Source organism: Bradyrhizobium sp. HKCCYLS2038, assembly GCF_051167655.1.
Lineage (GTDB): Bacteria > Pseudomonadota > Alphaproteobacteria > Rhizobiales > Xanthobacteraceae > Bradyrhizobium.
In genome coordinates, this window is the sequence record NZ_JBNPTM010000018.1 from 15,610 (window position 1) to 29,835 (window position 14,226).

Sequence of the window (14,226 nt, forward strand, 5' to 3'; positions counted from 1 at the left end):
TTGGAGACGGCGGGAACATGAGAGGACAACGGTTATTTCTTAAATTTGCCGAAGACATATTCGAGCGGCGATACGCTTTCACCTTCCGACTGCCGCCAGCCCGCATCTACTATGCGGTTGATGAACACGGTCGGCGCTCCGGTGGCAACGCCGGTTGCGTTGACGATGTTTTTGACATCGGAGCCTTTCACCTCGCTATCGGATGACACCGCGGCAGACGCGACCTTCCCGGCAGATATGAGGCCCTTCGCCGTCTCCTCGATCACGCTCCCATAGGCTCCGCCGCCCCCGTGGCCCTGGAGCGCCGACACACCGTCGCGGATAAACGGCAGCGTCCCGAGCACCGAGAATGCGGTGTTTTTCGCAAGCCACGCAAGCCAGCTCTCATCATCGTCACCGCTACCCTGCCCAGGCAGCTGCCCCTTGATGGCCGCGGCTACTAGAGCTTCGAGCGTGAACAGCAGCGCCATGTCGAGTGTCCAGCTCGCCACCTCCTGCGCTGATTTCGCCGACACGCCTGCGTCCTGGATCGTATGCTTTGCTGTCGCGGTCCGCTCATAGGCCACGTTGAACTTGGCGAACATGTAGCTCCCGAGCGTCGTGAACAGCTTCACGACGTCGTTCTGCCGGTTGCGCGATGACAGCGAGCCGCGCTCGACGCCTGCCCGATCCACGAACAGACCCGAGGCCTGAGCGCGCTTCACTAGGCCGTCAGCGTGCGCCACCGCCACCGCTTCATCGCCGAACCTGCGCATCCCCTGCTCATAGCCGGCGATCCAGGTAGGCACGTCGGCAAAATGCCATTGGACCTTCTGCATCAGCCAGAACGATAGCGGACCCCAAATCGACTTTTTGAACTCCTTGACCCGTGAAGCCGTGGCCCCGGCCGTGCTGTCTTCCAGGAAGTCCATCACGTCTTTGTTGAAGGTGGTCTGACGCGTCGCCATGAACGGAGATTTCTCCGCCACCGCACGCGCCGCCGCAGCCGGGTTGCGAGCAACCTTGGCGATGCCAAGCGCCATATCCTTCTTGCCAACCACAACGAAGGACTGCGCCACGCCGGCAACCTGGAGGATTGCGTTCGAGATATTGAACGCCAGCTTTGCCGCCGTGAAGTTTGATTTGAGCCCGCGCAGCACAGCGCCGACCGGGCTTGTGGCTGCAAGCTCGCCCTCCGCTGCATCCTTCAACCACGCTTGCAGAGCGTCGAAATCAGACGAGCGCCCCGCGTCATCGAGCGCCGAGCGCACGCGGCCGTCCTGGATCAGCCGCCACGCATTGGCGACGGGCTCGCTCATCTCCAGGTCATAGATCACCTGATTGACGTGGCGATGCATCACGGCCATGTCGAGATCAATCGAGCCGTCGCCGGCCGCCGCACGCTCCTTCAGATGCCCGTTTCGGGTCTGCGCTTTCCCGAACCTGCCAGCCGCCAGTGACTGGGCGATATCGACCGTCTCGCGATCGGCCGCGACCGAGGACAGGCGAGTATCGTACTTGATCGGATAGTATCCGCCGGCCAGCTGCTTCCCTCCGATCATCACGGGCGACGGATCGACCCAAGCCGGCTCGACGCCAGTTGCGCGCCGTTCGCGTGCGGCGATATCAGCCTTGAACGAACCAATGTAGTCCCACACCGATTGCACGAAATCCGCGTCGCGGGCGTCAAGAGTGGCGAGCACCGCGTTGACCTGATCCATGGTCAACGGGCGGCGCTGGCGCGGATCTGTGAGGCGCTTCAGGTTTCCGTCGTTGCCGGTGTTCAGAGCAATGGCAATCCGCTCCCACTTCGAGAGAGCCATGTTCAGCGCCGGCATGTGCTCCCGCACTGCCATGGCGCGGCGCTGCTCCTTGCTATATGCGGCGTACAGGTTTTCCAACGCCTTCGCCGCCTCCTGCTTTCGCACGATCAGACGGTTCTGCGCCTCATCGATCGGAGCCTTGATCGAGCGGTAAACCGCGCCGCGATCTTTGAAGCCGTCGAATTCCCGCAACAGCGTGGTCGCATTAAGGACGCTGTCCAGATACGCCCGCGCCGTGTTGCGCGCCTGCTCCGCTTTGCTCTTGACTGCTCCGGGCGGACGCTTCGGGAGGTTCGAGTTGATCGCCTCTGCGATGCTCTCGGCCGCCGCCGAGAACTCGCGCTCTTGCTGCGCATCAATCAGCTTATCCCAGCGAAGTGCGATGTGCTCCAGGTTCTTCAGGCTGTCGACGACGCCGCGCAGCTCCTCAACCGGCAAGGTCTTGTAGGGCTTCCGCGCCGCATCGGCCAAGACCTTCTCCGGAATGGCCAACTCGTTTTCGCGACCCGCGGCCGTCATCGCTGCAACGAAGGCGCTAAGCGAGCCCCTCCGCTGCTCCGCTACGCCGCTCATCTGGCGGAAATCGTAGCGCTCCAACAGCTCGTCGATCGCAGCGAGATAATCGACCTGAGCATTGTCGCGCCGACCGGCCCCGGCGATACGCTCGCGGTGCGCCTTTTTCCCGAGCTTGTCGACGAACCTTTCCGCCCGCTCGACTTCATCAGCGACCTTGCGCGCCTCCGAATAGAACGCATGGTTGAGCAGTTGACGCCGCTTGGCGTCGATCAGCTTGGCGACCAGATCATTGTACCCCAAGCTGGTAGAGCTACGCGTCACGCCCTTGGCAGTATACGTCGAGGTCTTCGTCTCGAACTTCGCGTTGTTCGCCTCGATAGCGCTGGCCACCGCGTCGGCCGATGCCTCGCCCCGCACGACCGCGCGCGCGGCGGTTCCGATCTTGCGGCGTGCAGCATCCAGCCAGATTTTCTCACGCGCCAACTGAGCGCCAAGACGTGCGGCTTCATCGGCTGCCTTGCGCTCTGCCGACAGGAAGCGATTCGCATTCATGGCGTCGCGAACACGCATCTTCGCGATCGTCTCGCGCGCCGAGGCACGGGCCTCCTTCATCGTCATGGCTTTGCCTTGGCCGGCGACTTCCACGACAGCCTTCAGTTCGGCCGCGATCCAGAGGCCGCGCTTATCCGGCGCGTGGACAGCGTCCAGCGCGCGCGCCTCGATATCGCCATCGTGCAGCGCGTCGCCGTGACGATCACGCATCACGCGATCCGTCTCCGCGTCGATAGCGGCCTTCCGCCCGAGCGTCTTTTCGAGCGCCTTGACCATTTCGTCACCGGAGCCGAACCCGAACCAGCCGGCCGCCTCATCCGGGTCTAGACCGCCCTCCACGGTGTAAACGGTCTGCTTCCCGCGCGGGAGTGTCTTCAGTACGCCTTCACCGTAGCGCTCAACGAGCGCATCTTTCGAAAGCCTGATGTCTGGCATTTCCTCCGGCTGGCCCTCGCCGAACCACCGCCGATTGCCCATCCATTCCAGAGCCCGGAACACAGGGTAGGAATTCACGTCGCGCTCGACTTCGGCACGGACTGCCTTACGCTCCTCCTTGTACCACTTCTCTTGCTGCCGTTTAATCGGCTCCATTGTCTCGCGCAGCAGCCGCGCCTTAGCCTCCTCCTGCGCTTGGTCGCGCAGCTTCAGGAACGCCGCATACTGCTCATCCGTGAGACCCATCTGTTCGGCCGTGGCGAACACCGGGCCAGCGTCGCCGGTTTCCTGCGCGGCCTTGGCGATCTCGTGATCCGTCGCAATCATCCGATCGAACACCGTGCGGATATCGTCAGAGACCTTGACGTTCAACCCGGCAAGCCGGCGATAGACGGACAGCAGCCACGCCCGGAACTTTTCAAACGCACTCCGCAGATCGGCGGACGGGGCCTTGCCCTCCATCAGGTAGGTTTCGAACGCGCGCGCCCACTGCTCTTGCATGCCGACGTCAACCGCGGCGTCCTTCATGACGTCGCCGGTGGTCCCGTTCGCAAGCGCCGCCTGGACGTCCTCCGCGGTCACCTGGACGTCAGGCATCACCCGCATAGCATCCTTGGCGACATCGGCCGCGTTCTGGCTCCACCAATCCTTGACCACGCTGTAATCGGCCGCGGCTCCGGCCTCGCCGCGCGCCGCCAGATCCTGCATCACGGTCAGAAAATAGTGCCCGCTCTCGTGCAGCATCGTCGAGAGATCGGCCGTCTGAAACAGGCGTATCACGGTGTCACCGTTGCCGATGCCGGCCGCCGGGAACTGGATCGATCCTCTTGGTCCAGGACCGCCGGATTGGAACAGTGGGCTGCCCTTGATGGCGTCCACGACATCGGCTATTTTGCGCGAGGCGACAGCGGCGCTAGGGCCGGGTGAAGCCTGCGCAGACGGGTCCGCTGCAGAAGCGTCGGCAGGAATGCTACCGCCCGGTCCAAATTCATATCCTTCGAGCTGATAGAAGATCGCGTCTCCGGTACCGCTAACGCGGTATCGGAGGCCGATCGCATAGGATTGCCCCTCAATCTCGACCATGCCAGCCGCGTAGGCATACGACAGGTTTTCGCGCCCCCTGTTGTCAGGAGCGGTCGCATAGATCGGAGCGTTCGCGATCACCTGTGGCAGGGCATGCAAGACCGCGGCCTTGCGCGCGTCGCCTCGGTTCGACGAGATCGCCTTTCGCGATTGCTGGGATACCCTGACCGATCTCCCATCCGGAGCGGCGAACGTCTTGCCCTGAAGATGCTCCTTCATCCAGGCGATTTCGTCAGCCCATGACTTGGCCTCGACCTGAGGCACGCTCACGACCGGGACCGCCGTATCCGGATCAATCTGGACATCTAGAGCAGGCTGGCTCTGCCCGTACTGCCGCCCGACGCCGCCGCGCTCCGACATCGCAGATACCTCGCCGGCAAACTCGCGAAGCTTGTCTTCGAGTTGCCGCAGCGGCACCCACCCCTCCGCATCCGGAAGACTGTCACTCAGGCGGATGAATTCCTCATCGCTGATAGACGGAGATTGCTCGACATCATGCCGCAGGCTTGCCACGTCCTTCATCATGCCGCGAGCGCCCTCGCGATAGCTCTCCGCAAGCTGCTCAACCTGAGGATAGAGTTCGGCGAGTGTCTGTTGTAAATCCTCGACCCTGGAAATCTGCTCCGGAGAGAACAGAGGATCTTCATCAGGTGCGGACTGCGAAAGCTCGATCGTGAAGCGCTCCGTACGTCGAGCGCTCCTCATGATCTGGCCGGCTTGGCTCGCCAGCTCGAACAGGTCGACAGCATCAGGCGAGTGTTCGGCGAACGCCTGCAAGTCCTCAGAGAAGGCGTTTAGTTCGTCAGACACTTCATAGAGATAATCGACCGTCTCGCCGATCTGATCGAGCGTCTGACTAACCTCCGTAGCAACGCTGTTTAGCCGCTCGCGCGCCGCTTCAAGTCGCTCGAAACGGTGCACCACCGTCTGGGCAAACTCCTGGACATCGAGCGGTAGTAACGCGCGCGCGGTCGACTGGGCGGTTTCTGACTGGAACAGGTGCAGCGTGCTGTTGTAGGGGGGCGAATACTTCATCCGCAACCCTTCCTCAACGGCATCAGCAAGGGTCCTGTGTTCAGTGTGACCGACTGGCCCATCTTTGTCGAAGCGCGTCAGACGGAACATTCCGGGCTTCGACATGTCAGGGCCGGCCAGCGCATAAAGGCCATCAGCATGGGACAACCGCACCGCCTTGCCGCTTGCCGCAAGATCGGCCGCGAGCTGCTTGCGTTCCTTACCCTTCGCTAGGATCGCGTCCATCCACGCGCGTGAGTTCTCCTGTGCATACTGCCGAGCGCCTTCGAGTGCCTGCTTGATCGTCGCGTCATCATCCGCGAGCGTCACGCCCAGGCCGGATAGATATTGCTCAATCTGGTCAAGCTCCGCGTTACGCGCCGCCGCGGCGTCGGCCTGCTCATTGGCGGAATACTGCGGCTCACCGCGCAATTCGCGGTCGATCGCCCCCCACAACGCCCCCGTGATGTCGGGCGTTTCGTGACCTTCAGCGATCGCCTTGCGGTACTCGTTCGCAACCGGGTCCTCTGCCAGGAAGCCCGCATCGATCGCCGCGCGAGCGACTTCGTCCGCGCTGTGCTTCTTGCCACCGCCGCCGCCGAACAGATCGCGAGCGCCCGCCACAATGCCTTTGCGTGCGAGCTTGAGCGTCTTCTTGCCCTTGCCGCGCGACACCGTCTCAGCATTCCGCGCCTTCAGCTCGCCGCCGATATCGTTGATGCCTCCATGCTGGTCGATGAATTCGAGGAGCGTCTGTCGGTTGTCGCGCGCCGTCTTGCGCGACCGCGCTTCTGCAAGCGTGCGGTTCAGCTCGTTGACATCCTTGTACTGGATGCCCTGAGGAATATCGCCCTGCACCTGCGGCAGCGGATAACGCTGCAAAAACTCCTCGGTCGTCATTCCCGAGCGTTCGGCCATCACGCGATAGAACGCGGGATAGAGCATCGCCTCAGTCGTAGCGACGTCAGTTGAACGCCCGGCAGAGCGCAGGCGCGACACCATCGTGTCGTAAATCTCCTGCTCGAATGACCGAAGCTGTTCGCCCTCCTGCCTCACCTGCTCCGCGACATCGTATGCCTCTTGCAAGGCGTCGTGGGCACGCGCATTGAACTCGGCCGCCTCCTTCGCAGTGAACTGGTCGGGATCGAACCGCATGTTGTCCATCAGGAACGCGTCATGCTCCGAGCCGGCGATTTTCGCAGCATAGGTCGCGGTGGGGATCTGCAGATCACCGCCTCCCGCTATCGCTGCGTCGAGATCGTCGCGCGTGACGCCGTCCAGCTCGTCAACCAGCGCATACGGGTCGACACCCAGCCCCTGGAAATACTGCACGAACTGATCAGCTGGTACGTACACGTTTTCGACCGGACCATTTGCCGTCGCGGCTTCCACGAACTGACGGAACTTCTCCGGCATACGATTGCGCAGCAGCGATGACTGAGCCTGCCCCGATAGCGCCTGGAACAGCGCCCGCCGATCGCCGGCATCTTTCGCCTTCCGCGCCTCGGACATGACGCGGCTTCCGGCCATGCCGGCGACCTCCGCCGGGGCTCCGGCGAATTCGGCCAGGCCTTCAAGCAGAATGTCGCCAAGATTGAGTTGCTGCCCGGACAGGACCTGTCCGCCGAACTCTCCGGCCGAGCCCATCACGGCTTGCGTCAACGCCTGCAGCACCATGTTCCCGGCGTGCGACTTCGCCAGCGTCTGGCTCGCAACACCGCCGGACATCCCATCCATGATGCCGATCACGAGCCCGCGCACATCGCCGCGCTTCACCGCCTCGCGCATCAGCTCGGGGCTGCCGATCGCCTTCGCCGCTCCCTCCGGCGTCGAGACGTCAATTCCGTTCTCCCTGAAGAATTCGACCGGAGTAGTGCCCGCCTCGGTCAGCGCCGACGACGCACCCATGGTGACCGCGCCAGCCGTAGGACTGCGCGTCACCGCCGCGACGCCGATCGCCGCCGCCATCGTCGGCAGGCTCTCCGCCGCCGTCTCAGCTACGAACGCCGTGAAGGACCCGGGGTCCTTCGCGATTGCCTGCATGTACGCGGAGAGCGTGTTCTCTTTGCTGGCCTCCTGCCAATTCGAGCGCCCGGTCTCGCCCGCCGGAGACAGGGCAATCTCGTTGATCTGCTTGGCGATCAGGCCCGCCTTCTGCTGCAAGCTTTCGGCAGACTTCTTCTCATCAATGCCAAACATCGTCGCGAGGCGCGACTGAGCATATCGAAACGCAGCAATGGGCAGCGTCTCGGGGTTGGGAAATTCCTGGACAAACTCGCCCGTCGGCTGGCCATCCTTGACGCGCTCCAGGCTGCCCGTCTGCTGCCGCAGGATCTCGCCGAATGACAGGTTCGCATCCTGCGCTCGCTGCGCTGCCGCGCCGGCCAAGTACTGGTTGAAGGATTGCGGGATGCGGCGGACGCCACGGCTCAATGCATTCTGGCCGGCTCCTAGCGCGGTCTCCCACCATGACAAGCCCGACAGATCGTCGCGCGCCACGGCTGCATTCTCAGGATTGCGGAGCCATTCCGTCAGCCGCGGAGCGTTGGACAGGATGGTGCGGTTCTTCTCGCGCTCGATCGCCTGCTGAAACACCGGCCGATATTCCTGCACCATCGGTGCCGGAGGAACCGGATTTCCAGTCGCCTTGCCAAAGTCGTTAGCAAGGTTCAGATCGCCGGCTACTTGGTCGGGCGACGCATCGAGACTGGAGAGAACCGCCGTCGCAGCTTCAACGCTCGTCTGCTGCTGCTTCGCCTTCCAGGCCGTATAGTCCGCGATCGTGTCCATGCTTCCACCGAATGTTGCAGGGGCGGAAGCGCGACCTCACCGCGTTCGGCTGCATCGGCTTCCTACCCTGCTGTATTGGTTCAACGGTTGAGCATGAAATCTTGATAGCGCTTGACCACCTCCATTTCGCTTGGCTTGCGGCCGAGATCGCGCTCAAGGTCCGCCGCAATGCCACGACGCAGATCAACAGGGATATCGGCATATTTGATTTGGCCTTCCACCGTCGAATTGTCCGGGCGGCCAGCTGCATCAAACGCGAAGGTCTTGGGAGAACCGAACAGCCCGCCGCTCGCGCCAGGAGGAGCCCAGGTGTTCGAGCCCCACAATGTGCCGGGCGTCTTGATGACGACCGGCAGGAGCAACCGGTTGATCATCGACTGAATGTCCGCCTGCGTCGGCGGCTTGTTCGAGTTTGCGCGTTTAAACTCGTCCATCTGAGCGGACAGTGCGTTGTTGAATTGAGCGATGCGCTTATTGGCCTGCTCAAGCTGATCGCCCTTCTTCCCGGCTGCTGAAATCCCAACCGCGGCCAACTGCTGCTCTGCCTGCGAGAACGCGGCCGTGAGGTTCAACCCTTCCTCGCGCGCCTTGCGCTGATCGGCCAGCGCGCTCGTCTGCAGCGACGACAACTCTTTGATGTCCGATCGGGACAGCTTGTCGCGATAGTCGTTCAAATCGACCTTGGCGAAGAACTCCGGGTCCATGGCAGCCGCACGGCGCATGCCGTACAGCATCTCTTCATCGCTTTGGATGTCGCGCCCCTTCCGGACCGTCTCCAGATAGCCCCAGGCGGACGACACTGCGGCCATGCCCGCGGCCTGCCGTACTTCCATGGGGATCTGATCCGGCGTCTTGCCCTGGTCGATATACTGCCACAGCGTGGCTTTCGCTTGCCGCTCGTTCGCCTCTTGCGCCTTGTGCTGCGTTTCGAGCATGGCGTTGATCCTACGCCGCGTCAGCTCCTGCACCTGCGGGTCTTTGATCGTCGCTAGATGCGCCTCCATGTCCGTGAAGAAAGACTGAGTGTCCCGCCCGGCCGCGGTCATGTTCACGCCCAAGACCGCGTCCGCCTCCTGGTTGCGGCGCTTCTTGTTCACGCCCGAGTTGTCGCTCTCCAGGCTGCGGATCGCCGCCGCGACCTCGGCAGGCCCGCCGGTCCGGACCGCGTCAGCGACCGACTGCGGCAACGTACCGTAATTGTAGGCGACCGACGTCACCGCGGCCTTTGCCGGCGCTGACAGCCCGTCCCATTTGTCTTGCCCCACCGTGGCCGCGACGCGGCCCTGAGATGCCGCGATCCTCCGCTGCAGATCTCGAGCAGCGTCCGCCTCGGTCACCTGCATCCCGGGCTTGACCTCGACCACCGAGCCATCCTCGCGAGTGATCGTGTCCGAGCCATAGCCCACGCGGAAATGGTTCACGTCCCAATATGGCGCGGTCTGGAAGCCCTCAAACCGGCGGATCATGTCGAAGGCCGAGCCGCCGCCGGCCGCAGATGCCTGACGCCCGGCAATGAATTCGGACGCCGCCCGCTGCGACTGCGCCTCTTTCAACGGCACCTTGAGCGCGTGCTCTAGCGAGTATCGGTCAGCGCCACTGATGAAATCGGCCTTGTCCTGCATGTACTTTTCCGCGCCGATCGGATCGGTCTGCGCGATCTGCAGGGCGATATTCTTGTGCACGCCCGAGACAAACTCCCGTTCCTTGCCTCCGAGCGTCGCCTCATCCCAACCGTGCAGCTGGGCATTCTCGCGCATCTCCAGGAGGCCGAGCCGCAGGTTTTTCGTGACTTGGTCAGGCTTGTCGAAATTCACGAGCGCATCATCAGCGAATGACTGCACGCGCGCCGCCGACGCCTCGCCGACCCACTGCTTGCGCGCCTGTGCCGTGTGAACGATCGACTGCTGCAACGTCGACTGCAGCCGAGCGGTCGACGCCGTGTCATAGGCCCGAGCCGCACCGGGCGTCAGACCCTGCCCGAACTCGCGCCGCTTCTCTGCAGCCTCGCGCTCGAAGGCCGAGCGGCCGTCGACTGCGTTGCGCCCCTCCATGGTCATGAACCCGCCTTCGCCGTACTGGCGATTGCGCATCCACTCCGCATATTTGTTGTCGGCATCCTTGGCGCGCGTCACGTCCTCCAGGTGCTGGACGCGAACGAGGGCGTCCCTCGCGACATCAACGCCATTGCTGACGCTCTCAAGCCCGCGCCCGATATCCGCGCCGAACGCCTCCGGCGTCGCCCGAATGTCGACGTCCTGCCGAAACTCCGGCCGGAGCTCCACCGTCTGCTGATATTCCGGGACCCTGACCATTTTCAGACCTCAGTAAAGCGAGCCAAGTCGCGTCGGATCACCTGTGCCACCGTAGGACGATCCGCCGTACGACGCCGTCACGCCCTGTCCGTAGGCCTTCCCAGCGCCACCAAGGATCGTTCCTGCGGCCTTCAGATATCCGCCCGTTTCCGCACTGTCCGCCTGTGATCGCTGGAGCCCTGCGTTCGCGCGCTGGTTCGAGGCCTGCACCCGGTAATCGTAGGCCTCGCGCGCCGAATTGGTGCGGATCGTGAGCGCGTCCAGCTCGCCGGCCACCGCCGTATCGACAAGCGTATCGAGCGGAGAACCGAAGGTGATATCGACCCCGTTTGCAGCCATGGCCGCCGTCTGCTTTCCGACGATGCTTGCGGCCTCTTGGCGCTTCCGCTGTTCCGCGACCGCGCCGCGCTCCAGCGCATCCCGCGCGCGACGGTCCGCGAGCGTCGCGTTCATTTCAGACACCTGCGCCGTGTAGCGGCTAGACGCCGCCGCGGCCTGCCCCTGCTGCACGGCCCCGGCCGCCCCGAGGAGCGTCGAGCCGATCGTGAGCGCCATCGTGATATCGCACATCTTCAGACCTCAGTTCGAACGCCCGGAATGCCTGCCCGTTGAACATGACTGGCTCCGAGAACCGGAAGCCCAGCCACCGCAGCCAACGAACGGATGTCGTGTTCCGGTCATCGACGAAATTCCTGAGTACCGAATAGCGCTGCAACAGTTGGTCGCGCCAGCGCACCGAGCGGCGAAGAAACTGCCGATTGTGACGTTCAACCGCATCCGTCCCGAGCAGCCAGGGCGCTCCGATGCCGGCAAGAATGTTGAGATCGGCCACGCCGAACATCACTTCCGGCCGGCCATCAATCAGCGCCGTCCAAGCCGCCGCCGAGCGTCGCAGTGAGAACGCCACGGCAGCAGCAGGCGACTTGCCCGACGCGGCCATGACTTCGTCGCGGTCCGCCTGCCGCATGCGCCGAGCGATGGGCCGAACGTGCGCCGCGCGTGCGGGGACAATCTCGATCCTACCGCCCAACGGTCACATCCGGCATAATCGCGAGGATCGTCATGGGCAGCGGATCGAACTGCTTCACCCACATGCTACCCGCCGTGTTCCAGTCCCACTGCGGCGTGATCCGAATGTCTCCCGTGTACATCGCAATCGCTTCGTTCCACGCCTCCGTCGAGCGCTGCTTGTACTCGACGAGATGCCGGCTATCCCGATCACCATCATAAGGGCCGAGGAATATTCCGCGCGTGTCCTGCACGCGCAACGTAACCTCGCTGACGGATTTCTGCCGTCCCTGCACAGTCCCGAGCCCCTGCACCTGACCGAGATCGAGGCCCAATGTCTCCAGTGACGACATCATGGGCAGCCCAATATGGACCTTCGAAGCGGCGTTCGGCAGCATCACGCCGATCCCTCCGGTGACCGCGCCGACTGTGAGGTTGCGCACCACGTTGCCATCGGCGAGAGCAACCACCGTCTGTCCGCTCAGATGGTCTAGCCCGGTGATCTTCGTCACCGGCGATCCGACATAGGTCAGACCGCAATCGAGGAAGAACGCATCGGAGATGGTCGCGAACACGCGTGTATGCAACCGCTCAATGTACCGCTTCGAGACACCGCCGATGGTGCGCTTGACCAGGAAGTAAGGGACATCCTCGCTCCCCTCACCAATCACAACCACGTCTTCAAACACCGCATCATTGCTCGGGCCGCTTTCGTGGCGCGTCCATGCCCACACCTCATGCTCGCGCAGATAGGTCAGTGAGACTAACGAGCCATCGTTCAGGATTACCCAGGCGATCGAGTAAGGCGCTTGGGAATACGCCCACGCCTTGATTTCCTTGTTCTCGAAGAGATGCCGAGCCAGGATCGTCAGATCGCGGCCGACGAAGCTATCCGCCTGCAGCTCAAACGAGAAGTCGCGCACGACCCCGCCGTTGCGCTGCGCGAACAACACCGTGTTGCCTACGACGATCGGCTGCACCTTGGCGCTGCCACGGTAGCCCTGATTATCGATCTTGATCGACGTCGGAGTGATCGCGTCCGAGTTCGAGCCGCCGGAAACGATCCACTCAGCACCCGACGTGAGAACCATCATCCCGCGCAGCGCCAGGAGCGAGCGCACCTCGTTGACCTGCCGGGCCTTGATCCGGAAGGTGACAGCGTCGCTTGCTTTGGATGGCGTCGAAAATCCAAAGTTCTCATAGTTCGCTGATTGCGACATCCAGATCGCTTGCGGATCATTCTTCGTCGACGCGAGCGCTAGACGCTGCTCAATGAAGGTGCCGCAGCGCGGATAGTTCCCAATCCCTACGAACGGATTGCGCGCCGTCTGTGGCGTGTCCGACACGTCCGCCGTGATGTTGCGGTCATCGAAGGTAAGCCCCTCCGTCCCGCCGATATAGCCATAGATGCCGTTGCTTTCCTTGTAAACGATGTATCTGGACGCGCCCGCCACCGCGCCCCATCCGACACGGATGTACGCACCGCTCACGGTCAGGTCGCCACTAATCGACCCCAACGCTGACGGCAAACTCTCCTCTCCGGTCGCGTCCGAGATCGCTGATACCTTGTATCGGTACAGTGTCGTCGCCGGCTGTGTCGCGCCACCGGTCGTGATGCTGCTGATTGCCGGAGCAGTCATCGTCGGTGCGAACGTCACTGCGGCGATCGTCCAATTGTTATCGGCCAGCCGCTTGATCTTCTGCACGGGGTAGCTGGGATGGAACGCGTACATCACATCCGCTTCTTGGATCACGACGATGTCGCCGACATCCGCATGCGCGTAAGGCGTCACCACCTCATACGGCACACCTCCAGAAAGCACCACGCCGCCATTACGAAAGACGCGGAAGTAGAGATTTCCAAACTCCAGGATGTAGGATTGCTCCGTATTGAACTGGAACGGTATCAGCCGCCCATTGTTCGCGCTCGTCTTCACCTCGCGAATGAACTCCGTGCCCGCACGGTTCGACGCGCCTCCGTGCGGGTGGACGAACACATTGATCGCGGTCTTGAGACCTGACCCATACTTGGCCAGATCAACGCGCGCTGCCAGGGCTGGCGACAGCTCCCCGGCAGTGAACGAGGGCTGATATGTCCGCAGTTCCGACATCAGCTGCGCCCCGCGACAAGATCGCTTTCGAAGTCGGACGTCTCACGGGCTTCATTCGCGTCCGCTACCTGTGCCTCTCCCTGCATCCGCATAGCGAGTTGGAATGCGTCGGCCCGCACCTTCGGGTCTCGCGTCAGCGGCATGGCCAGACGCACCGCGAGGTGCCAGGACAACGCGTCGATGAACAGCGACGGATATTTCGCCGGATCGGTGATGCGCCAGGTGTAGCGGAGGAAGGCCGGAGACAGGTTGCAATAGATCATCTCCCCTTCCAGCTCGTAGGGGTTGCCGATCTCCTCTTGCGTCGTCTGAGGGCACATGTCGGAAGCCGAGTACTGCTTGCGCAGCCATCGCACCTTGAGGCAGTCGGACGGCCGCTGATACGCGTGGCCCCACGCGCCCGGCTTGTCATTCGTCAGTTCGGCGAGCGACTGCGTCTTGCCCGCAAAGCGCCAAGGGTAGCTCTGCAACAGCAGATCGCGCGTGTGCGCATAGAACTGGTTGCAGGCACGCGCCTCCGCGGTCGGCTCCGAGAGCGCGTTGATATTGTCCTTGCCGAGGTTCGTCAGCGCAAGGTTGGAGATCCAGACGACCGAACTCATG

The 14,226-nt window shown here is 62.9% G+C and carries 6 protein-coding genes; all 6 read right to left on the reverse strand.

Features of this window, described 5'->3' with window-relative positions:
• Positions 1-32: 32 nt before the first annotated feature.
• Positions 33-8,192 carry a hypothetical protein gene (locus ACQR1I_RS35920; RefSeq protein WP_434888906.1) on the reverse strand — a complete coding sequence of 2,720 codons (8,160 nt, stop codon included), beginning with the start codon at positions 8,190-8,192 and terminating at the stop codon, positions 33-35.
• Between the two features lie 80 nt (positions 8,193-8,272).
• On the reverse strand, positions 8,273-10,504 hold the full coding sequence (locus tag ACQR1I_RS35925; RefSeq protein ID WP_434888907.1) for a lysozyme: 2,232 nt from the start codon (positions 10,502-10,504) through the stop codon (positions 8,273-8,275).
• A gap of 9 nt (positions 10,505-10,513) precedes the next feature.
• Positions 10,514-11,074, reverse strand: a complete 561-nt coding sequence (locus ACQR1I_RS35930) for a virion core protein, T7 gp14 family (protein WP_434888908.1) — start codon at positions 11,072-11,074, stop codon at positions 10,514-10,516.
• Positions 10,983-11,471, reverse strand: coding sequence for a phage protein Gp13 family protein (locus tag ACQR1I_RS35935; protein WP_434888909.1), 489 nt, complete (start codon positions 11,469-11,471; stop codon positions 10,983-10,985). The genes ACQR1I_RS35930 and ACQR1I_RS35935 overlap by 92 nt, the downstream gene beginning before the upstream one ends.
• A 52-nt stretch (positions 11,472-11,523) precedes the next feature.
• Positions 11,524-13,623 carry a hypothetical protein gene (locus tag ACQR1I_RS35940; protein WP_434888910.1) on the reverse strand — a complete coding sequence of 700 codons (2,100 nt, stop codon included), beginning with the start codon at positions 13,621-13,623 and terminating at the stop codon, positions 11,524-11,526.
• Positions 13,623-14,225, reverse strand: coding sequence for a hypothetical protein (locus tag ACQR1I_RS35945; protein WP_434888911.1), 603 nt, complete (start codon positions 14,223-14,225; stop codon positions 13,623-13,625). Before ACQR1I_RS35945 ends, ACQR1I_RS35940 begins: the two co-directional genes overlap by 1 nt.
• Position 14,226 lies beyond the last annotated feature (1 nt).

Bases quoted from the DNA above. Each gene is read 5' to 3' on its own strand.
- ACQR1I_RS35920 (WP_434888906.1), bottom strand. From the start codon at position 8,192: ATGGACACGATCGCGGACTATACGGCCTGGAAGGCGAAGCAGCAGCAG.
- ACQR1I_RS35925 (WP_434888907.1), bottom strand. From the start codon at position 10,504: ATGGTCAGGGTCCCGGAATATCAGCAGACGGTGGAGCTCCGGCCGGAG.
- ACQR1I_RS35945 (WP_434888911.1), bottom strand. From the start codon at position 14,225: ATGAGTTCGGTCGTCTGGATCTCCAACCTTGCGCTGACGAACCTCGGC.
- ACQR1I_RS35940 (WP_434888910.1), bottom strand. From the start codon at position 13,623: ATGTCGGAACTGCGGACATATCAGCCCTCGTTCACTGCCGGGGAGCTG.
- ACQR1I_RS35930 (WP_434888908.1), bottom strand. From the start codon at position 11,074: ATGTGCGATATCACGATGGCGCTCACGATCGGCTCGACGCTCCTCGGG.
- ACQR1I_RS35935 (WP_434888909.1), bottom strand. From the start codon at position 11,471: ATGCGGCAGGCGGACCGCGACGAAGTCATGGCCGCGTCGGGCAAGTCG.